The organism is Kitasatospora sp. NPDC101157 (assembly GCF_044768255.1).
In the GTDB taxonomy this organism is placed as follows: Bacteria; Actinomycetota; Actinomycetes; order Streptomycetales; family Streptomycetaceae; genus Kitasatospora.
In genome coordinates this window covers 592,730-613,036 of sequence record NZ_JBIWPL010000003.1, presented here as the reverse complement: position 1 = coordinate 613,036, position 20,307 = coordinate 592,730, and the positions used below count along the sequence as shown (strand labels likewise).

Annotated in this window: 15 protein-coding genes; 7 read left to right on the top strand and 8 right to left on the bottom strand. The window is 71.9% G+C overall.

The window, feature by feature from the left end:
• Positions 1-173 precede the first annotated feature (173 nt).
• Together ACIRVF_RS09550 and ACIRVF_RS09545 are read right to left on the bottom strand one after the other, a co-directional pair.
• Positions 174-1,508 (bottom strand): hypothetical protein, encoded by a 1,335-nt coding sequence (locus ACIRVF_RS09550; protein ID WP_402815706.1) that lies wholly within the window; start codon positions 1,506-1,508, stop codon positions 174-176.
• A gap of 9 nt (positions 1,509-1,517) precedes the next feature.
• Positions 1,518-2,264, bottom strand: a complete 747-nt coding sequence (locus tag ACIRVF_RS09545) for a hypothetical protein (protein WP_402815705.1) — start codon at positions 2,262-2,264, stop codon at positions 1,518-1,520.
• Positions 2,265-2,292: 28 nt separating this feature from the next.
• On the opposite strand from ACIRVF_RS09545, the gene ACIRVF_RS09540 reads away from it, so the two are divergent.
• The gene (locus tag ACIRVF_RS09540) at positions 2,293-3,168 is read left to right on the top strand and encodes a glycosyltransferase family 2 protein (protein WP_402815704.1); all 876 of its coding nucleotides are present in this window, start codon (positions 2,293-2,295) and stop codon (positions 3,166-3,168) included.
• A gap of 24 nt (positions 3,169-3,192) precedes the next feature.
• On the opposite strand, the gene ACIRVF_RS09535 is transcribed toward ACIRVF_RS09540, so the two are convergent.
• Genes ACIRVF_RS09535 through ACIRVF_RS09525 form a run of 3 tightly spaced genes read right to left on the bottom strand, consistent with a single transcriptional unit; the run spans position 3,193 to position 6,454 of the window.
• The gene (locus ACIRVF_RS09535; protein WP_402815703.1) at positions 3,193-4,332 is read right to left on the bottom strand and encodes a DegT/DnrJ/EryC1/StrS family aminotransferase; all 1,140 of its coding nucleotides are present in this window, start codon (positions 4,330-4,332) and stop codon (positions 3,193-3,195) included.
• Positions 4,329-5,384, bottom strand: coding sequence for an NAD-dependent epimerase/dehydratase family protein (locus ACIRVF_RS09530; protein ID WP_402815702.1), 1,056 nt, complete (start codon positions 5,382-5,384; stop codon positions 4,329-4,331). Before ACIRVF_RS09530 ends, ACIRVF_RS09535 begins: the two co-directional genes overlap by 4 nt.
• 17 nt (positions 5,385-5,401) lie before the next feature.
• Positions 5,402-6,454 carry an NAD-dependent epimerase/dehydratase family protein gene (locus ACIRVF_RS09525; protein ID WP_402815701.1) on the bottom strand — a complete coding sequence of 351 codons (1,053 nt, stop codon included), beginning with the start codon at positions 6,452-6,454 and terminating at the stop codon, positions 5,402-5,404.
• Positions 6,455-6,579: 125 nt separating this feature from the next.
• Between ACIRVF_RS09525 and ACIRVF_RS09520 the strand changes: the two genes are divergently transcribed.
• The 3 genes from ACIRVF_RS09520 to ACIRVF_RS09510 all read left to right on the top strand — a co-directional run bounded on the left by ACIRVF_RS09520 (position 6,580) and on the right by ACIRVF_RS09510 (position 11,302).
• A complete protein-coding gene (locus ACIRVF_RS09520; protein WP_402815700.1) occupies positions 6,580-7,935 on the top strand; it encodes a tetratricopeptide repeat protein in 1,356 nt (451 codons plus the stop codon).
• A gap of 734 nt (positions 7,936-8,669) precedes the next feature.
• On the top strand, positions 8,670-10,112 hold the full coding sequence (locus tag ACIRVF_RS09515; protein ID WP_033349113.1) for a glyceraldehyde-3-phosphate dehydrogenase: 1,443 nt from the start codon (positions 8,670-8,672) through the stop codon (positions 10,110-10,112).
• A gap of 653 nt (positions 10,113-10,765) precedes the next feature.
• Positions 10,766-11,302: a hypothetical protein gene (locus ACIRVF_RS09510; protein WP_402815699.1), complete on the top strand. Its 537-nt coding sequence runs from the start codon at positions 10,766-10,768 to the stop codon at positions 11,300-11,302.
• A gap of 11 nt (positions 11,303-11,313) precedes the next feature.
• On the opposite strand, the gene ACIRVF_RS09505 is transcribed toward ACIRVF_RS09510, so the two are convergent.
• Positions 11,314-11,640, bottom strand: coding sequence for a hypothetical protein (locus ACIRVF_RS09505; protein WP_402815698.1), 327 nt, complete (start codon positions 11,638-11,640; stop codon positions 11,314-11,316).
• A gap of 220 nt (positions 11,641-11,860) precedes the next feature.
• Between ACIRVF_RS09505 and ACIRVF_RS09500 the strand changes: the two genes are divergently transcribed.
• From ACIRVF_RS09500 to ACIRVF_RS09490, 3 genes are read left to right on the top strand one after another with little or no spacing between them, the layout of a single operon-like run.
• A complete protein-coding gene (locus ACIRVF_RS09500; RefSeq protein WP_402815697.1) occupies positions 11,861-12,877 on the top strand; it encodes a hypothetical protein in 1,017 nt (338 codons plus the stop codon).
• 34 nt (positions 12,878-12,911) lie between these two features.
• Positions 12,912-14,798, top strand: coding sequence for an HSP90 family protein (locus ACIRVF_RS09495; protein ID WP_402815696.1), 1,887 nt, complete (start codon positions 12,912-12,914; stop codon positions 14,796-14,798).
• Positions 14,798-17,776: a hypothetical protein gene (locus ACIRVF_RS09490; protein WP_402815695.1), complete on the top strand. Its 2,979-nt coding sequence runs from the start codon at positions 14,798-14,800 to the stop codon at positions 17,774-17,776. Before ACIRVF_RS09495 ends, ACIRVF_RS09490 begins: the two co-directional genes overlap by 1 nt.
• A 92-nt stretch (positions 17,777-17,868) precedes the next feature.
• Here ACIRVF_RS09490 and ACIRVF_RS09485 read toward each other — a convergent pair whose 3' ends face one another.
• Together ACIRVF_RS09485 and ACIRVF_RS09480 are read right to left on the bottom strand one after the other, a co-directional pair.
• Complete coding sequence (locus ACIRVF_RS09485; RefSeq protein WP_402815694.1) at positions 17,869-19,170, bottom strand: carbohydrate-binding protein; 1,302 nt, start codon at positions 19,168-19,170, stop codon at positions 17,869-17,871.
• A 246-nt stretch (positions 19,171-19,416) separates the two neighbouring features.
• Positions 19,417-20,295, bottom strand: a complete 879-nt coding sequence (locus tag ACIRVF_RS09480) for a LysR family transcriptional regulator (protein WP_402815693.1) — start codon at positions 20,293-20,295, stop codon at positions 19,417-19,419.
• Positions 20,296-20,307: the final 12 nt, after the last annotated feature.

The following is a 20,307-nucleotide window of genomic DNA, read 5'->3' as shown; positions in this document are numbered from 1 at the left end:
GACGGCCGCCGACATGCCGCAGGGGGGATGGACGGAGACCGTTGCGTTGGCCGACCGTGGAATGGCTGAGCTGGTGAAGGATTTCGAATGGGCGGTGGTTGTGCCGGTGACTTCTGGCACGTGGCAGCCGCTGCGGGTGCTCCGCCAGCCGCTCGACAGCCCGGCAGGAGCCATCACGCCGGGGCCATGTGCCGCCTCACCCATCGCTCCTCATCCGTCCGGTCCCGCAGTGGAGCGATCAGCCAGGGCACGAGGCGCGGGGCCGGCACCGCGGCCACCTGTTCGACCGGGTGGAGGAGTCCCCGTTCGCAGGTCTCGGCCGACCAGACCGCGAAGCTGGCGTCCGGGTAGGCCGGGTTGATGCCGATCTCCCCTTTGGGAGTCGTGCCGTTGAACGGCGTCGGGATGCGCTCGGAGTTCCAGTAGCTCCACGCTTCCAAGGCCTTGGCCTGTTCGAAGCAGTGGTAGAGCTGTGGATAGCGGTCGGCAATCCGGATCTCCCGGAAGATGAGCTGGCCGAGGAGATGAGGGGCGGTGTCCGTCAGCGTGTCCAGGTCCGCCCGACGGAAGGTGATGACGGAGGCGTCCTGGTCCGGCGCCAGGGCTGTGGCGGCGAACAAGTGGGACATCCGGTGCCGCACGTAGCTGGGCAGGCCGGATGCCAGGCCGACCTCGATGCATTCGACGAGTTCGAGGAGTCGCGCGCAGTTCGGCGCGAACCGGCCGAGGTCGAAGAGAACACCCATGTCCTGCACTGCGGAGAACGCGAGCTTCTTGTAGAGGCGGTTGTTCAGCTCCCCTCGGTGGGCGTACTCCTTGGTTGTCCGGCTGGCGGAGTGGAGCATCAGGTACTCGGCGACTATTTCGAAGTAGAGGTACCCGAGGTACGGGAAGACCGGGACCGTGGCGGCGAGGACGTCGATGAACGACTCGTCCGGTGCCGCGCCGCCGGTCGCGTTGCGCAGGAGTGTGTCGAGGAACGGGGCCGCGACGTGCACGCGGTCCAGGACGGACCGGAGCACCTGGTCGTCCTCCGACTCGGTGAGGAAGTGCCGGTACGCCTGGTACGTCCTCAGGTGGATGCCGCCGAGACGCAGGTAGTCGAGGCCCTTGGCGGGCACCGGAGCGCTGGGGGTGACCTCGATGATCAGCGGAGTGCTGTTCTCCCTGCTCTCCAGCAGGTAGGAGCCGAGGTTGTGGGGCTGGAAGGCGCCACGAGTCGGTGTGAGAGGTGATCCATAGATGGCGCCGACCAGGCAGCCCGTGGAGGCGTAGAGGTGCCCGCTGCTGCGGACAGCACCCAGGTCGCGGGTCAGGTGAAGCAGGTGGATCGGGGCGCCGCTGGCCAGGCTGCGGAGCATGGCGTTGTCCCGCAGAAGCCAACCGTTCGGGGTCTCCGTCTCCAGTCGCCAAGCCCAGTCGGCTTCGCTCTCCGCGAGCCCGGCGGGTGACGGGCGCGAGACCGGCGCGTTGTAGCTGGTGTGGGCGTATTCCCAGTCGGCGTGCAACGGGTCCTCCTACTCGGGCAGGACGGTGTGGAGTGCGTGTCCCAGGGCTTCGCCGTGAGTGGCGCCGTCGAGGCGTGCCTGCTCGCTGTGCACCACCAGGTCGAACGCGACCGGCGGGAGCCACGCCGGCAGGGCTATGCGGAGGCGGCTCGGGTCAGGCCACCAGCGGCGGAGGGGCAGTCGGTAGCGGTCGAGTGCGTCGGCGGACTTGAGGAGGTCCACCAGATGCGGACTCTGCCGGTAGGCGCTGGCCTGGGTGTCGGTGAAGGCGTCGTGCGGGACGTCGTGGAGGGCGACTGCGGTGATCGTCTCGGTGGTGACCAGGTGGCCGAAGGTGCGGGCCACGGTGTCGAGGTTGCTGGCGAGCCAGCGTGCAGCGCGATCGCCGTGGCCGGGGTCGTCGCGGTCATGGTGCCGTCGGCAGTCGTGGCAGGCTGCTGCGGCGGCGAGGGCCAAGGCGTGATCGTGGTGGAGACTGCGAAGCTGGGCGAGGAACTGGACGAGGAGGCCAACGCGGGCGTTGTGCAGCGCGCCGTGGATGGAGTCGATCACGGGCGGGCTGGCGAACCATGAGGCATCGGGTACCAGCAGGGCCGGTCGGTGTGGCATCGTGGCCGGGGCACTGGGACCGGCGGGCCGGTTGCCGGCGATCCAGGTCAGGGTGTGCTGGTCCATGTGCTGGTGGTCCGGGAGCCTGCGGGTCTCGGCGAGTACGCGCAACGGCACATCGGCGGGTTCCGGTGTCGGCGAGATCATGAAGGGTTCCTCGATGGGATCGGGTGCGATGGGCGTCACACTGGGCGTGGTGGTGCTGACGATGGGCGACCGGCCGAAGGAGCTTCGTGCGCTCCTGGACTCGGTCGACGCCCAGGAAGGCGGCGGCAGCACGCGGACCGTGGTGCTCGGCCAGGGCGTGAAGCTGCCCGAACTGCCGGCGTGGGTGGAGGGGGTGGAACTGCCCGAGAACCTGGGCATCCCTGGCGGCCGGAATGTTGGTGTTGAGCGCCTGCGTGAACTCGGTGGTGTCGACGTCCTGGTGGTTCTGGATGACGACGGGCTGCTTCCCCGAACCGACACCTTCCGGTTGATCCGGGAAGCCTTCGAACAGAACCCGCGCCTCGGTGTGGTGTCCTTCCGGATCGCGGACGAGACCGGGTATACCCAGCGCCGCCACGTCCCCCGATTCGGCGCGAGTGATCCGCTGCAGTCCGGTCCGGTCACCACGTTCCTGGGTGGCGGGCACGCGATCCGCATGAGCGTGATCGACCAGGTGGGCCTGTTCCCTGCCGAGTTCTTCTACGCGCACGAGGAGACGGACTTCGCCTGGCGTGCGCTCGATGCCGGATGGGAGATCGACTACCGGTCCGATCTGGTGTTGCAGCATCCCCGCACCGATCCGGCCCGGCACGCCACCTACTACCGGATGACGGCACGCAATCGGGTGTGGCTGGCGAAGCGTCACCTGCCTGCCGTTCTGGTGCCCGTCTACCTCACCTCCTGGGCGCTGTACACGGTGGTGCGTCGGCCGCCGCTGTCCGGTCTCAAGGCGTGGTGGTCCGGCTTCTTCGAGGGCGTTCGTACGCCGTGTCCTCCGCGTCGGCCGATGCGGTGGAGCACGGTGTGGCGGATGACCAGGCTGGGCCGGCCGCCGGTCATCTGACAGTCGGCCCAGCGGCGTTGTGGGTCAGGACCAGACGGCGTGGATCGCGTCGATGACGCGCTGCGCGTCCGCGCTGGTCATGGCCGGGTAGCACGGCAGGGACAGTTGCCGGGCGGCGATCTGCTCGGTGACGGGCAGGTGGCAGTCGACGTACCGGTATGCGGCGAGGCGGTGGACCGGCTTGAAGTGCACGCTGGTGCCGATCCCATAGGCGTCGAGGAGCATGTCGGCCACCGTGTCGCGGCTCCGGCCGCCGACCGGTTCGATCAGGACGGGGTAGAGGAACCAGCCGTGCCGGACGCCGTCCAGGACGGTCGGCAGCCGCAGCCCCGGAAGGCCGGCGAGGGACCGGTCGTAGGAGGCGGCGATCTGGGCTCGGCGCGCGGTGAAGTCCGGCAGCTTCTGGAACTGCTGGATCCCGACCGCGGCCGTGATGTCCGGCATGGTGTACTTCAGGCCCGGCACGGTGACCTCGTAGTCGGCGGTGCGGCGCTTGCCATGGCGCTGCCACACGGAGGAGTCGATGCCGTGTCGGCCGAGGAGGCGTGCGGCCTGGACGAGGTCCGTGCGGCCGACGATCATCCCGCCCTCGCCGGTGGTCATGACCTTGTTGGCGTAGAAGGAGAACACCGCCAGGTCACCGACGCTGCCCGCTCGCAGGCCATCGCGCGAGGCGTGCAGAGCGTGGGCGGCGTCCTCGATCAGGACCAGGCCGTGGTCGTCGGCGAGCTTGCGGAAGGCCAGGAGGTCGCAGGGGTGGCCGCCGTAGTGCATGACCACGATGGCCTTCGTCCTGGCGGTGATCGCCTGCTCGGCCGCCTCGGGGTCGATGTTGAATGTGACCGGATCGACCTCGGTGAACACGGGTGTGCCGCCGGACTGGACGATGGCGTTCGGGGCCGCGCAGAAGGTGAGACTCGGGGTGATCACCTCGTCCCCCGGCTTGATGCCGGCGGCGAGGAAGGCCAGGTGCAGGGCGGCGGTGCACGAGGAGACGGCGAACGCGTCCTCGGCTCCGAGTGCGGTCTTCACGACTTCTTCGAACCGGGTTGCCTTCGGGCCATGCGTGAGCCAGCCCGAGCGCAGGGTGTGGATCACCTCGGCCTCCTCCTCGCCCCCGATGGACGGCCGGTTCCACGGCAGGAACGGTGCGGCGGTCGTCACTGCTTCCCCCAGGTGGCGGTGTACTCGGCCTGGTACCGCTGGCACGCGGGGGAGCGCAGGGATCGCACCTTGCCGGCGGTGAAGGCCGCCACCAGGCCCTGGTGGTTGTCGTACTGGGGCTGGTTCGGGTCCGTGATCGTGCGGGCCGCGAGGAGGTCGGCGATCTCCTGCACGCCGTCCTTGAGAGCGGTGGAGCACGCCCCGGGCATGTGGTGCTGGAGCCGGGCGAAGCTGACGCGGTAGTCGCGGGCGTCGGCTTCGTCTCGCTCCGGCCCGCGCTGGATCTTCGAGCCGGGCACGATGACGGCGACCGTCTCGGCGATGTCGGCGATGGTGTGGTTCTCCTGGTCGCTGCCGACGTTCCACGCCCCGGTCAGGTTGTCGTCCAGGACGCCGGCGAGGACTTCGGCGACGTCACCGACGTGGACGAGGGGTCGGCGCTGTGCGCCGCCGTTGAGCGGGATGCGGCCGGTGGCGACGGCGCGGGAAGCCATGGAGTTGACGACGGAGTCCAGACGCTGGCGGGGCGAGGAGCCGTGGACGGTCGCCAGCCGAAGGGTCGTGAACTTGGAGACTCCGGCGAGTACGTCGGGGAGGCGTCGTTCGGCGAGGACCTTGGTCCTGGCGTAGAAACCCAGCGGGTTCGGCTCGGTGTCCTCGTCCACGGTGCCCTCGTGCTTGCCGTAGACGCTGCAGGAGGAGAAGAACACGTACTGGCCGACGCCTGCGCCGGCTGCGGCCTCGGCGGCGATCATCGGGGCGGCGTAGTTCAGTTCGACGGCCAGCTCCTCGTCCAGCTGGCAGGCCGGCTCGCCGACGATCCCGCCGAGGTGCACGACGGCGTCGGCGCCGTCGCAGACCTCAACCAGCAGGTCGGGGTCGCGCAGGTCCCCGCCGACGAACGTGGCGGCGTTGGGCAGGAGCTGGCTCGGGTCGTCCCGGCGGTTGTAGATCAGGCCGTCCACGACGGTGACGTGGTGGCCGAGGGAGACGAGGTGGTGAGAGGCGACGGAGCCGATGTATCCGGCTCCGCCGAGCAGCACGACGCGCATGGAGGCGATCCCTTCGTTCAGGCGGCCAGAGCGGCAGTGGTCGGGGCGCTGAACCAGTCCGGGACGGCGCCCGGCGTGGTCCTGAGCCAGTTCACGTAGCGGTTCACGCCCTCGGTGAGGGTGATGGCGGGGCGCCAGCCGAGCAGGTCGGTGGCCCTGCGGGTGTCGGCGTAGCCTCCGCGAGGGTCGCCCTCGGGCATTGGCGTCTCGATGAAAGCGGCGCGGGGGTAGTGGGCGGCGACCAGCTCGGCGATCCGCCGGACCGAGGTGGGGATACCGGTGCCGATGTTGATGGTCTGTCCAGCGGCCTGGTCGGTGACGAGGGCGAGGATCGTGGCGTGCGCGATGTCCTCGACGTGGACCATGTCGCGCACCTGGTGTCCGCCGCCGTTGAGCCGCATCGGCTTGCCCGTGTGTGCGGACAGGGCCAGCCACGGGACCATCCAGGAGTGCGAGCCGGGCTTGGGGATCTGCGGGTCGCCGTAGACGGAGAAGTACCGGACGATCGAGTACTCGCTGCCGCTGCCGCCGAGCATCAGGCGCACCTGGTGCTCGCCCCACAGCTTCGTGTTGGCGTACACGGAGATCGGGGTCAACGGCTGATCCTCGGCGAAGCGCGCCACACTGTCCTCTGTGGGGGTGCCGTCGCCGTATACGGAGGCGGAGGACACGAAGACCAGCCGCTTCACCGACGACTCCATCACCGCGTCCAGGACGGTCTGGGTGCCGTGCACATTCGCGGCGAAGGCGGTGTCGGGCCGGCGGGTGCAGGCGGCGACATCGGCGTATGCGGCGGCGTGGATCACGTAGTCCGCGTGGCCGGCGAGCCACTTCACGGTGGCGCGCTCGCGTACGTCGCCGAGGACGACTCGGGCGCCGTGCTGGTCCACCCGGAAAAGGTCTCGCACCGGGTGCGGGTAGGCGTCGAACCTGTCCAGGACGGTCGGCTTGGCTCCGCAGGCGGCGAGCTGGGCGACGATGCGGCTGCCGACCAGACCACCGCCCCCGGTGACCAGGACGCTGGCCCCGGCCAACTCGCTTAGGCGCGGGTCGAAGTACACGTCGGCCATGAGGCATCGACCTCCTCTGAAGTGCGGGTTTGTGCACTCAGTGAACAGCCGGCCACGTCCAGGCGGTACGGTGATGGCCCGCTCATCCCGTTCAATCTGTTCAAGATCAGTTCTGGGGGTGTGAGTTGACTGGGCGTAAGGAGCCCAACCGGCAGCTGGCGAGCGTCATCGAGGAAGCCGGGTGTACGTACGAAGCCCTGGCCAGAACGGTCCGCACCGTCGCCGCGGAGGCTGGCGAGACCCTGCACACTTCACGGTCGGCCGTGCTCTCCTGGGTCCGCGGCGGAACCCCAACTGGCAGAACCGCGACCTACCTTGCCGAGGCTTTGACCAGAATGGTGAAGCGGAAGGTGACGGTCGCCGAGATCGGTCTAGGCTTCCCCGCAATCGGGGAGGTCATGACCCCTGATCCTCTGGCAACCGCTGCCGATCTCGGGAGACTTGTCATGTTCCACCGTCGCGACTTCCTCGCCCTCGCCTTCGGCACCGCCGCCGTGGGGCTTCCGCTCGTCTATGACCACCAGGCCGTCGCCGCTGCCCTGCGAACTGCGAAGGGCGGTCGCAGGGTCGGAGCTGAAGAGGTCTCCACCGTCCGGCAGCTCACCGAGATGTTCCGGACCGCCGACGAGAGGCTGGGCGGCGGCCACGGGCTGTCCACTGTGTCGTCCTACCTGGCGGACGCCGTTGTGCCGATGCTCCAGGCCACGTTCCCGTCCGAGGAGGTCCGCCGGAGTGCGTACGGCGCGGCTGCTGAGCTGGCGACCCTGGTCGGATGGAAGTGCCATGATCTCGGCCGCGAGGGCGCCGCACAGAGGTTCTACCTCCTCGCCTACCAGCTGGCCTGCGAGTCCGACCCCGCAGGTCACGGAGCCTGGATGATGCGAGCCCTCACCCACCAGGCCCTCGATCTGAACCAGACCACGCACTGCGTCGAACTGGCCGAGGCCGCGCTGTCGCGCGCCCAGGGGAAGGTCGACCGGAAGACAGAAGCCCTGCTGCTGGTGACGGCCGCGCGGGCGTACGGAGCGAGCGGCCAGAGCAAGGACGCCGCCGGGGCGCTCCTGGCCGCCGAGGACGCCATGCTCGCCGGCGACGACGGCGTCCCCTCCTACGCCGCCGCGTCCGGCCCGGTCGCGGCCACCGTGGCATCGCACACGGGTAAGACCTTGACCGAGATGAAGGACCACCAGGCCGCCGAACGGCACTACCGTGCGGCGTTGGAGGGCCGCGTCCCCGAGACGTACCAGCGGGTTCGTGGTCTGACCCTCGCGAACCTCGCCAAGTCCGTGGCCGCCCAGCACCGCCACGAGGAGGCCGTGATCCTCTGGGATCAGTGCCTGGACCTCATGGACGGCGTGGCGTCCGACCGGAACAGGAAGGAGCTGAAGACGGTGCGCTCGACCATGGCCGTCTACAGCAGGCGAGGGATCCCTGGCGCATCCGAACTCGCGCAGAGAGCTGGCGAACTCGTGTACCTGTGACGCCAGGTGAGTCCGCCGCTGCCCGCTGCTCGTGCCGGCGCGGCTTCGCTCATCAGTCCCAAGAGGTGCCAGCCAGTAGGCCATCGAACGCGAGTGCCCTCATGGCGCTGTCGAAGTCGTCCCATTCGTGTTCGGGTTCGGTGAAGTGCTGGTCGAACTAGGCGCGGGAGAGGTCGGGCTCGTGCCACGCGGCCGCGCAGCGGCAGCGGACGAAGACCTGATGGCGGACGTTCAGGAGGAGCCAGTCGCGGCGCGCGGCGCATTGCCGGCACGTGATGGGGATGCCGCGGGCGTCGAGCTCGCGGGGGTGGGGGATGGCGCGGATGACGGCTCGGGGCGAGGGTTGAGGTGCTGACACTCCTCGGCGACTTCACCGATCCCAGCGCGCAGCGCCTGCGCGACCGGTTGACGAGTGCCTCGGGTGGGGGCGCCTGAGTCAACCGGCGGAAAGCCAGATGTCGCGAGCCGGAGCGGGGACCGGCTCCACGATCCACAGCGGGGGCCGTCCGCGCGTGCGGGACCGCCGCCCGCCGACTTGAGAAACCACCGGGGCATGTTCTACCCGAGTAGACCTGGGTCGGTCGGGGTGGCGGCGATCACCTTTGTCGGCGGGGGTGCGGAAGAAGTCGCAGGTGGGAGGCCCGGGCGAGGTCGGGGAAGGGGGGACCGGCCGCTGGGGCGCGGGCGGGCGAAGCTACCATGTGGGCAACACCCTCAGCTCGAAAGATGGACTTGTGACTGTCAACGACGACGTGTTCACGGACTGGAAGAACCGCGAGGAGATCGCGGAGTCGATGATCCCGATCATCGGGCGGCTGCACCGGGAGAAGGACGTGACCGTCCTGCTCCACAGCCGTTCCCTGGTGAACAAGTCGGTGGTCAGCATCCTCAAGACGCACCGCTTCGCCCGGCAGATCGCGGGCGAGGAGCTCTCGGTCACCGAGACGATGCCGTTCCTGCAGGCGCTGACCACCCTGGACCTCGGCCCCTCGCAGATCGACCTCGGGATGCTCGCCTCGACCTACCGGGCGGACGACCACGGCCTGTCGGTGGAGGAGTTCACCGCCCGCGCCGTCGCCGGTGCCACCGGTGAGAACAAGCTGGAGCGCCGGTCCGCGCAGGACGTCGTGCTGTACGGGTTCGGCCGCATCGGCCGGCTGGTCGCCCGCCTGCTGATCGAGAAGGCCTCGGGCAACGGCCTGCGGCTGAAGGCTATCGTCGTGCGCAACGGCGGCGGCGACGACCTGGTCAAGCGCGCCTCGCTGCTGCGCCGGGACTCGATCCACGGCCAGTTCCAGGGCACCATCACCGTCGACGAGGCGAACAACAAGATCGTCGTCAACGGCAACGAGATCACGGTGATCTACTCCAACGACCCGAGCGAGGTCGACTACACGGAGTACGGGATCAAGGACGCGATCCTGATCGACAACACCGGTAAGTGGCGTGACCGCGAGGGCCTGTCCAAGCACCTGCGCCCCGGCATCGCCAAGGTCGTGCTGACCGCCCCGGGCAAGGGCGACGTGCCGAACATCGTGCACGGCGTCAACCACGACATGATCAAGCCGGACGAGCAGATCATCTCCTGCGCCTCCTGCACCACCAACGCCATCGTCCCGCCGCTGAAGGCGATGGAGGACGAGTACGGCGTCGTGCGCGGCCACGTGGAGACCGTCCACTCGTTCACCAACGACCAGAACCTGCTGGACAACTACCACAAGGCCGACCGTCGTGGCCGCTCGGCGCCGCTGAACATGGTGATCACCGAGACCGGTGCCGCCTCGGCCGTCGCCAAGGCCCTGCCGGACCTCAAGGCGAAGATCACCGGCAGCTCGATCCGTGTGCCGGTGCCGGACGTGTCCATCGCGATCCTCAACCTGCAGCTGAAGCGGGAGACCAACCGCGAGGAGGTCCTCGACTACCTGCGGAACATCTCGCTGACCTCGCCGCTGAAGCGGCAGATCGACTTCATCGACTCGCCCGACGCGGTGTCCAGCGACTTCATCGGGTCGCGGCACGCCTCGATCGTGGACGCGGGGGCGACGAAGGTCGACGGGGACAACGCGATCCTGTACCTGTGGTACGACAACGAGTTCGGCTACTCGTGCCAGGTCGTGCGGGTCGTGCAGTACATCTCGGGGGTTGAGTACCCGACGTTCCCGGTTCCGGCGGTCTGATCTTTCGGGTGTTCGGTGGGGCGGTGGCCGGGGTTGGCTGCCGCCCCTTCGGCGTTTGTGTGTGTGGTGCTGTGGGGGTTGCTGTTGGGGGTGGGGCTTTCGGGAGGGTGGGTGACGCCGGGGGCGGCGCCGCCCCCGGGGGGGGGGGGGGGGGGGGGGGGGGGGGGGGGGTGGGGGGGGGGGGGGGGGGGGGCCCCCCCCCCCCCCCGGGGGAGGGGGTGCCTGCGCGGGGCGGGCCCGTTTCCGCGGCCATTGCTCTGTCGGTCAACTCCTCCGCCCGCAGCGCGTCCCTCTCGCCTTTGTCAGGCGGGTGGGGGTGGGGCGGTTCGTGTGCGGGGTGGTCGCTATCTTGAGGGGTCACGGACAGGCGTAAAGGGAGTGGACGCATGGGGACGGGTGGTCGGCGGTTCAGTGTCGTGGTGGCGGGCGGGGTGCTGGCGGGGGTGCTGGTGGGGTGTTCGTCCGGGGGGTCGGGGGATGGCAAGGGGGTTGTGGGGGCGGGGAGTTCGGCTGTTCCGGTGAGTTCGGCGGGGGCGGCGGTGACGAGTGGTGCTGCTGCGGTGCCGACGGGGGGCGAGGGTTCGGCGTCCGCTGTGGCCTCGGCCTCGCCGGGTGGGGCTGCGACTGCCGGGGGGACGGGGAGTGCGGCGCCCGTGGTTGCGGCGCCGAGTGCGGATCTGGAGGGGGCGCTGCTGGACGACAAGGTGGTCGGGCAGGTGCTGCCGGATGCCAAGGTGATGGTCGGGTGGGACGAGGAGAAGCGGAAGGTCGACACCGCTGATCACTCCGTCACCTGTTCGGCGTCGGCGCCGTGTACGGGCAAGCCGCTGAGCGGGTCGGTGCGGTTCTCGTCGGGGGATCTGGTGACGCGGTTCCTGGTGGAGACCCTGCCCAGTCGGGACGCGGCCAGGAACCGGTTGAAGGAGACGTACGCGTCGTATCCCGTCGGGCCGTTCCACAAGGTCGACGCACCGGCGCTGGGGAGTGAGAGCCAGGTGTTCGTCGGGCCGTTGTCGGCGGGGGACGGGGTGAGCGTCGTGGTCCGGTCGGGCACCGTGGTGGCGAGTGTGACGACGGAGGGCGGGCCGGCGGACCCGGCGGCGGCGCGGCGGTTCGCGGTGATGCTGGTGAACCGGATCGAGCAGGCGCAGGCGGGGAGGACGCCGGACGCCGGGCTCGGCGCGGCCTGACGGGGTTCAGGTCACTGGCAGGCCGGGAGTTCGTGCAGGCCGAGGGCGAGCAGGGTGTCCAGGGCGCAGTGCGGCACGTCCCAGCCGGGCAGCGGTCCGGTGCGGCCGGTGACGGCGGCGCAGGCGGCGGTGAGGGCGGCCTCGGCGGTGAGGAGGTTGTCGGCGAGGACGAAGGCGATCCCGTCGACGGTGCCGGGGCCGGTCAGGATCCGGGCGTGCTCGATCCGGGCCGGGGCGGGCAGGCTTCGGGCCAGTCCGTCGTGGACGGCCTCGGGGGTCGCGGTCGGGGGGCCGTCGGGGCGGTCCGGGGCGCGCAGGTGGAAGCGAATGGCGTGCACGGGACCAAGACTGACGGATGGCCGGCCCGGACGGCGGGGTGCGCGGTGTCAGATAACTGTCAGGCAGCAAGATGCCACCGGTGACCGGGGGCTGGCGGGCTGGGCGCGGAGGGCCCTGGGCTGGGGGAAGCGGACTCGGCCGCCCGTGATATGTACTCACCTGGGGTGGCCGCAGTGGGGGCCATGCGACAGATGCCGATGATGTTCGAGGGGGCCACACATGCCGCTGTTCCGACGCCGCTCGGGCGGGGAGGGCGGGCAGGACCGGGCCGGTCGGCGCGGGTTCGGGCTGGGCCGTCGGGCCGTTCGGGCGGTCGAGCCGAGGCTCGATCCGACCTTCGGGGACGAGGCCGTCCGTGCGGCGCTCGGCTGGGCCGCCGCCGGGGACTGGACGGCGCTGCGCCCCGCGCTGGCCGCGGCGGACGGCGCCGAGCTGACCTGGCTCGCCGGGGCGGTCGCGGAGGTCGCCGGGGTCGAGGAGTGGACGGCCCGCGCGGTGGCGGACGCCCCTGAGGACGCGCTGCCGCTGCTGCTGTCCGGCGCCCGGCACGTCAGCTGGGCCTGGGAGGCGCGCAGCCGCGCCCAGGCCAAGTACGTCACCGAGGAGCAGTGGAAGCTGTTCCACCAGCGGCTGGACGTCGCCGAGGAGCAGCTGCTGGAGGTCGCCGAGCGGGAGCCGTCCTGGCTCGCGCCCTGGTACTTCCTGCAGATCAGCGCGCGCGGCGCCTCGCTCGGCCCGGAGGTCGCCACCTGCCGCTTCGAGGCCGCCGTGCGCAGGGCGCCCGGGCACCTCGCCTCGCACCGCCAGCGGCTGCAGCAGCTGTGCGCGAAGTGGGGCGGCTCGCACGAGGCGATGCACGGGTTCGCCCGCTCCGCGATGCTGGGTGCCCCCGAGGGCAGCCCGCTGGGCGAGCTGGTCGCGCTGGCCCACCTGGAGCGCTGGCTGGACCTCCCGGAGGGCGAGGACCACGCCTACCTGTCCGGCCCCGCCGTGGTGGCCGAACTGCAGGAGGCGGCGTTCCGGTCCGTCCTGCACCCGGACTTCGTGCCGGTCCGCGGCTGGCAGGCGAGCTTCAACACCTTCGCGATGGCCTTCTCGCTCGCCGACCAGCCGAAGACGGCCCGGCTGCTCTTCGACGCGCTGGACGGCTTCGTCACCGAGTCGCCCTGGCACTACCTGACCGGCGACCCGGTCAGGGCCTTCCGCGTCCACCGCGACCGCTGCGCCGCGAACTGACCCCCTTCCGCATCCGCGACCGAAAGAGCCTCCGGTGTCCCCATCCGACAACCCGACGAGTGCGCACACCTTCCAGGTGGACCTGCGCGGACTGGTGGACCTGCTCTCCCACCACCTCTACTCCAGCCCGCGCGTCTACCTGCGCGAGCTGCTGCAGAACGCCGTGGACGCGATCTCCGCGCGCCGTGCCCTCGACCCCGAGGCGCCCACCGCCATCACTGTCCGCGCCGACGACGAGCTGTCCGTCACCGACACCGGCATCGGCCTGACCGAGAAGGACGTCCACACCTTCCTCGCCACCATCGGCCGCAGTTCCAAGCGCGACGCCGACGGCCGGCTGGACGGCGCCGGACTGGCCGCCGCCCGCGGCGACTTCATCGGCCAGTTCGGCATCGGCCTGCTGGCCTGCTTCGTGGTCGCCGACGAGATCACCGTGGTGACCCGGCACGCCGGGAGCCCGGACGCGCCGGTGATCGAGTGGCGCGGCAGCTCCGACGGCAGCTACACCATCCGCACCCTGCCCGCCTCGGCCAAGCCCGAGCCCGGCACCACCGTCACCCTCGCCCCGCGCGCCGACGCCGCCGAGTGGACCCGCTCCGCCCGGGTGCTCTCCCTCGCCAGGGACTTCGGCAGCCTGCTGCGCCACGACGTCACCGTGGTCGACGCCAACGGCACCTCGCACCAGGTCAACCGCACCCCGCCGTGGGCCGCCCGGCACGGCTCCCCGCCGGCCCGGCGGGACGCCCTCGCCGAGTACTGCCGCGCCACCTTCGACTTCACCCCGCTGGACACCGTCGAGCTGGACCTCCCGCTGGTCGGCCTGCGCGGCGTCGCCTACGTTCTGCCGGACGCCGCCCCGCCCTCGCGCCGCAACGGCCACCGGGTGCACCTCAAGGGCATGCTGCTCTCCGACCAGGCCGACGAACTGCTGCCGGACTGGGCGTTCTTCGTCCGCTGCGTGGTGGACACCGACGGGCTGCGCCCGACCGCCTCGCGCGAGGGCCTGTACGCCGACGAGACGCTGGCCGCCGTCCGCGACGCGCTCGGCGCCCGGATCCGCGACTGGCTCACCGGCCTGTCCGCGAGCGACCCGGCGCTGCTGCACCGCTTCCTGTCCGTGCACCACCTGGCCGTCAAGGAACTCGCCCGCTACGACGACGAGTTGCTGCGGATGATGCTGCCCTGGCTGCCGTTCGAGACCACCGACGGTAACGTCACCCTGGACGAGTTCGCCCGCAGCCACCCGGTGGTGCTGGTGACCCGTACGGTCGAGGAGTTCCGGCAGGTCGCCCCGATCGCCGGCGCGGCCGGGCTCGGCGTGGTCAACGGCGGCTACACCTACGACCGCGACCTGGTGCACCGGCTGCCGGAGATCCGCCCGGGCGTCTCGGTCGCCGACCTCGACCCGGGCACCGTCACCGCGCACCTGGACACCGTCGACCCGGCCGCCGAACTGGCCGCCGGCACCTTCCTGGCGATCGCCCGCGAGGTGGTCGGCCGCTTCGACTGCGACGTCGCCCTGCGCAGCTTCCACCCGACCAACGCGCCCGCCCTGCTGCTCGACAACCGGGAGGCCAGGCACGAGCGGACCCGTGCCCAACTCGCCGACGAGGCCGACGGGTTGTGGGCGGACATCCTGGGATCGCTGCGCGCCGAGGTGCCCCGGGCCCAGCTGGTGCTGAACCACCTCAACCCGTTGGTGCGCCGCGCCGCCACCGTCACCGACCGCGAGTTGGCGGTGACCGCCGTCGAGGCGCTGTACGGGCAGGCCGTGCTGATGACCCGCCGCCCGCTGAAGGCCAGCGAGTCCGCGCTGCTGAACCGGTCCTTCATCAGCCTGCTCGACCACGCCATGCTCGGCCACGAGGCGGCGGGCGCGGCCGGTTCGGGTTCCGCCGGCGCCGGTGAGACGGAGGCGTGATGCTGGACACCCCCGACGCGGTGATGGCCGCGCTGCGCGAGAACGACGCCCGTCCGTACGGCCGGACCCGCACCGTCACGGCCGAGGAACTCGTCGACGCCGCCGAGCAGTTCGAGGAGACCGGGGTCCGCTCGATGGCCCTGCTCGAACTCATGGAGGCCTACGAGTACGACGGAGAGCGCAGCAAGAGCCCGGTGGTCTTCGCCCGGGTGCTCAAGCTCTGGGACCAGGACCCGGACGGCTTCGGCGAATGGGCCCGACGCCAGGTGTTCTGGCGCTTCAAGTGGGTGGCCACCGCGCTGCTGGACAACCCGGACGTCCCGCTGGCCGCGATCCGGCGCTGGCACACCGAGCTGCGCGACCGCTACCGGGCGGCCGGCTTCGACCTCCAGCCGTACTACGCCCAGCGCTACCACCTGGCCGCGCAGACCGGCGTCGACGTCCAGGACGCCTACGAGCTGTGGACGGCCCGCCCGCGCAGCGAGCTGAGCGACTGCCACGCCTGCGAGACCCGCGCCCGGGCCCGGCACTTCGTCGAGGCCGGGGACGACGAGCGCGCGCTGGAGATCCTCGCCCCGGTGCTGGACGGCCGCAGCGGCTGCGAGCAGGAGCCCTACCTCAGCCAGGCGGCCGCGCTGCTGCCGCTGCTGCGCCGGGGCCGGTCGGACGAGGCCCGCTCCGCGCACCTGGCCGGGTACCGCTACGCCCGCGGCAAGGCCGCGATGCTGGCCGCGGTCGGCCAGCACATCGAGTTCTGCGCGCTGTCCGGCAACGAGCCGCGCGGCCTGGAGCTGCTGGCCGAGAACCGCGACCTGTTCGCGGTGACCGGCGAGCCCGGTGCCCGGCTGGAGTTCCTCACCGGCGTCGAGGTGCTGATCGCCGCCCTGGCCGGGGCCGGGCACGGTTCGCTGGCGGTCAGTGGACCGGCCGGCACCGCCTGGACGGTCGACACCCTGCTGGTCCACCTGCGGGGCGAGGCCGACGCGCTGGCCGCCCGCTTCGACGCCCGCAACGGCACCGACGCGGTGGGCGCCGCCCGGCGCGCGCGGCTGGCCGCCGCGCCGCTGCTGGCCGAGCCGCTGGCCCTGGGCGTGCGGGCCACCGCCGCGCCGGAGCTCGCCCCGGCCCCGGCCGTCGCTCCGGCGGCGCGCCGGGAGGTCGAGCCGGAGCCGGAGGACTTCACCGCCCTGGTACTGCGGGCCCGCGAGCTGGAGGTGCTCGGGCATCCGGACTCCGACCGGCTCTGGCGGCGGATCGCCGAGCGGGCCGGCGCCGCGGACTTCGTGCACCCGGACAGCGCCGAACTCGGCGGCGAGGGGCGGCTGCTGGCCGAACTCGCGGAGCAGCGCGCCCACGAAGCCCTGCAACGCGACGACCACGCCGCGGGCAAGGCGGCCCTGCTGGAGGCCGCCGAGCTGTACGAGCGGGCCGGCCTGCCCGGGGCGGCGCTGATGTCCCGCACCCGGACGCTGATCGTCGAACTCGGCGACGTCGAGGGCGCGGTGGCCGACTGGGCGGCGCTGGACGCCGCGCTGGCCGAGGCCGAGGACCTGCGCGCCGCGGGTCGGATCCTCGACGACGACTACCTGATCGTCCTGCAGTCGCGCGCCTACGCCGCCCACCACGACCTGGTCGAGGCGCTGCCCGAACCCTCGGGGGAGACCGTCGCGCGCTTCGAGGCCGCCGTCGGCGGATACCGGCGGGCCGCCGTCGAGCTGGGCTCCGCCCGCCGCGCCGCCACCTCCCGCCAGTACACCGCCGACGCCGCCGCCCGGCAGGGGCGGCTGGCCGAGGCGACGGCCGAACTGCGCGAGGTGCTGGCCCAGTTGGACGTGGCCGAACTGCCCTGGCACACCCCGCGGGTGCTCGGGCTGCTGGGCCAGGTGCTGCTGCAGCAGGGCGAGCCCGGCCAGGCCGTCGAGGTGTTCCACCGGGCGCTGGCCGAGGCCGTGCGCTGGGGCGAGGACTCCTACCCGTACGCACCGACGTACATGATGCTCGGGCACGCGAGCGTGCAGGTGCAGGACTACGGCGGGGCGGTCCGGGCGCTGTCGGAGGCCGCCGCGCGCTACGACCGGCAGGGCGCCGCGGCCGTCGAGGAGGCGGCCCAGGTGCGGCTGCAGCTGGCCGACGTGCTGCGCGGCACCGGTCGGGCGGCGGACGCGGTGGCCGTGCTGGAATCGGTGCTGGACTCCTCTGCCGGGCCGTCCGGGGAACTGGACGTCCGGATGGTCGCCCAGGCCCGGCTGGACCTCGCCCGCGGTCTGGTCGATCTGGACGAACACCGGGACGCGGCCGAGGAGTTCCTGCGGCTCGCCGACCTGGTCGCCGACTGGGAGGACCAGGACACCCACACCATGGTCGCCTGCGAGGCCACCCTGGCCCTCGCCCGGGCGGACCGCTGGGACGCCGCCGAGGCCGCCCTCGGGCGGGCCCGCCAGGCGCACGGCAAGGCTCCCAAGGTCGACCAACTGGCCGCCACACTGCGAGAGTTGGCGCAGCTCACAATGCGCAGCCGGGGTGCCGAGGGGCTGGAGGCGGCGCTGGCGCTGCTGGCCGAGTCGGACGGGCTCGGCGAGGAGGCCGAGCGGGCCGGCCAGGAGTACGACGACTGGTACCTGCAAGGCGGTTCGCACTACGAGCGGGCCCGCTGCCTGGCCATCGCCGACCGGCACGAGGAGGCGCTCGCCGAGGTCGAGCGGGCGATCGCGGTGTACGGGCGGGGCGGGGAGCCGGCGGGCGGACCGCGGTCCTCCGGGTCGCCGCGGCCGGAGTCGCTGCGGACCGAGTCGCTGCGTTCCGAGTCGCTGCGGGCGGAGGCCGTCCGACTGGCCGCGCTGATCGAGGGCGGCGACCTGGGCCGACCCCGGGCCGCGGTGGACCGGCTGACCGCCGGGGCGGCCCGCTGCGAGGCGGCCGGGCTGCCCGAGGCGGCGCAGGTGCTGGCCGAGCTGCGGGCGCGGTTCGCGGCGGACTGAGCGCGGTTCGCCGCGGAGCGCGGTTCGCCGCCGAGTGCGGTGGAAGGGGCGGGCGTTGTGAGCGCCCGCCCCTGTTCACTCGCTCGCCGGGGTCAGCAGGGGCCGTCGTCGGCCCAGACGCCCCACTGGCCGCTGGCGCTCGGCACCTCGTTCAGGGTCCACCACTTGGCGTGGTAGTTGTGGCCGTTGTACGAGACCTTGGCGCCCGCCGTGTACGTGCTGCTCGCGCTCCACGCCGGGGCGGTGCAGGTGCCCGGGGTGCCAGTCGGCGTGCCCGGGCCGGTCGGCGGGGTGGTCGGGGGCGTGGTCGGCGGGGTGGTGGGCGGCGTCGCCCCGGCGAACTTCACCGTGTACTTGGTGAAGTCCCAGTCGTTCTGCGCGACGCTGGAGCAGGAGCCGGACAGTCCGGGGTCGACGTTGCCCGGGCACTGGCGGTCCCGGTTCACCGACCAGTAGGTGTAGCGGGCCAGGCCGTGCGCGGTGGCGAAGTCCAGTACGGCCTGGAAGTCGGCCTGGCGGAAGTACTCGGCGGCGTCGGTGCGGCCGTTCATCATCGACACGCCCTCGTGGGCGTACGCGGTGGACTCGTTCCAGCCGAAGGTGGTCTGGAGGATCTGGTTGAACTTCACCAGCGCGTCGGTCTGCGCGGCGGCGCCGTTGAAGCCGCCGTCGAACGGCATGATCGAGTAGTTGTTCGGCGTGAAGCCCTGCGACTTGGCCTCGTTGAGCATCTGGGTGCCGAACCAGCCGGTGCCCGCGGTGGTCCCGGCGGTGGTGATGGAGACGTACAGGCCGGGGTTGTTCTGCTGGAGGATGCGGGCGGCGCCGATCTCGTTGTGGATCGCGGCGGTGTTCTCGTACTCCGGCTCCTCCAGGTCGAAGTCGATCGCCTTGAGGTTGTACTTGGTGATCACCTGCTGGTAGCCGGCCGCGGTCGCCTCCGGTGTGCCGCAGACCTGGCCCAGCTTGGTGCCGCCGTAACCGCCGACGGACACCGAGACGTCGCCGCCCTTGCCGCGGATGGTCTGGATGACGGCGGGCATGGTGGTGTCGGAATCGATCGAGGAGGTGCCGCCCCAGGCGGGCGAACAGCTGTTGCCCTGGGCGAGGATGAAGGCCAGCTGGAAGGCCCGCTGCCCGGTCGCGTCCATCACGGCGGCGGCGTCCGGCGGGCTGTTGTCCTCGGGCATCAGGTAGGGCGCCGAGGCGTACCAGTTGCTGCCCAGCCCGCCGGCGGCAGCGGCGGTGGCGGCCGAGGCGGCCCCGGTGGCGGTCAGTGCGGCGACTCCGCCGGCGACCAGTCCGAGCACGCCGGCCACGGCGAGCGCGGTCCGGCCGGAGCGGCGTCTGCGGGGCGTCGTGGGGGCGGGGTGTGGGGGAAGAGCGCGTTCCATCGGAGGCCTTTCCAGGAAACGGCAGTGGGGGTGGGTCGACCGGTCACGCCGGGTGTGGGGGCGGCGGGACGGCCGAACGGACCTCCGGCGGCAGGTGGTTGCCGAAGGTCACCACTGGTATAGACCTGTTGAGGAACGGCGGTCAACCCCAGGAATGGTCAAGCCGTCCACGTCCTGACGGTTCGGACGGCTGGGCGCGGCCGAGCGGCTGAGCGCGGCGGGCTCGACTCGCCGGGGAGCCGCCGCTCAGACCGGAACGGTCACCCCCACCCCGGCGAGCAGGCCGGTGACCGTCGGGGACCAGGGGCGGCCGCTCGGCCCGGTGAGGGTCAGGGTCCGGTGGACGGCGGGCCGGATCGGGACCAGGACGCAGTCGGGCGGCAGCATGGTCAGCGCCAGCGCGGGCATCACCGAGACCCCGACGCCCGCGTGCACCATGCCGATCAGGGTGTTGAGGTCGCGGATGCGGTGCCGGGGCGTGAACCGGGTGCCGGCCCGGCGGTAGGCCTCGCGGATGTGGCGTTCGCAGCCGCCTTCGGAGAGCAGGAAGTCGTCGTCCTCCAACTCGGCCACATGGACGCTCTCCTGACCGGCGAGCGGATGGTCCCGGCGCAGGAGCGCGTGCATCGAGTCGGCACCGAGCGCGACCGCCCCCGGTGGCAGCCGGTCGGCGTCGACCAGGACCGCGGCGTCCACCGTGCCGGCCTCCAGCCAGGTGAGCAGCTCGGCGTCCTCGCCCTCGAAGACCCGCACGGTGACCTGCGGGTACGCCGCCTTCCAGTCCCGCAGCAACCCCGGCAACAGCGCCTGGCAGACGGTGGTCGGCGCCGCCAGCCGTACGGTGCCGGTCAGGCCGCCGGAGTGCCGGGTGGCGATGGCGCGCACCGCGGCGGCGGAGGCGACCGCGGTGCGGGCGTGCGGCAGGACCTGCTCGCCGAACGGGGTCGGCCGGCACGGGGTGCCGCGCCGCAGCACGGGCGCGCCGAGCGAGCGCTCCAGCGCGGCGACGGCGTGCGAGACGGCGGACTGGCTGATGCCCAGCTCGTCGGCGGCCGCGCCGAAGCCGCCGGTGTCGGCGACCGCGACCAGCGCCCTGAGCTGGGCGAGATTGACGTCCGAGGCCATGAGACTTCCTCA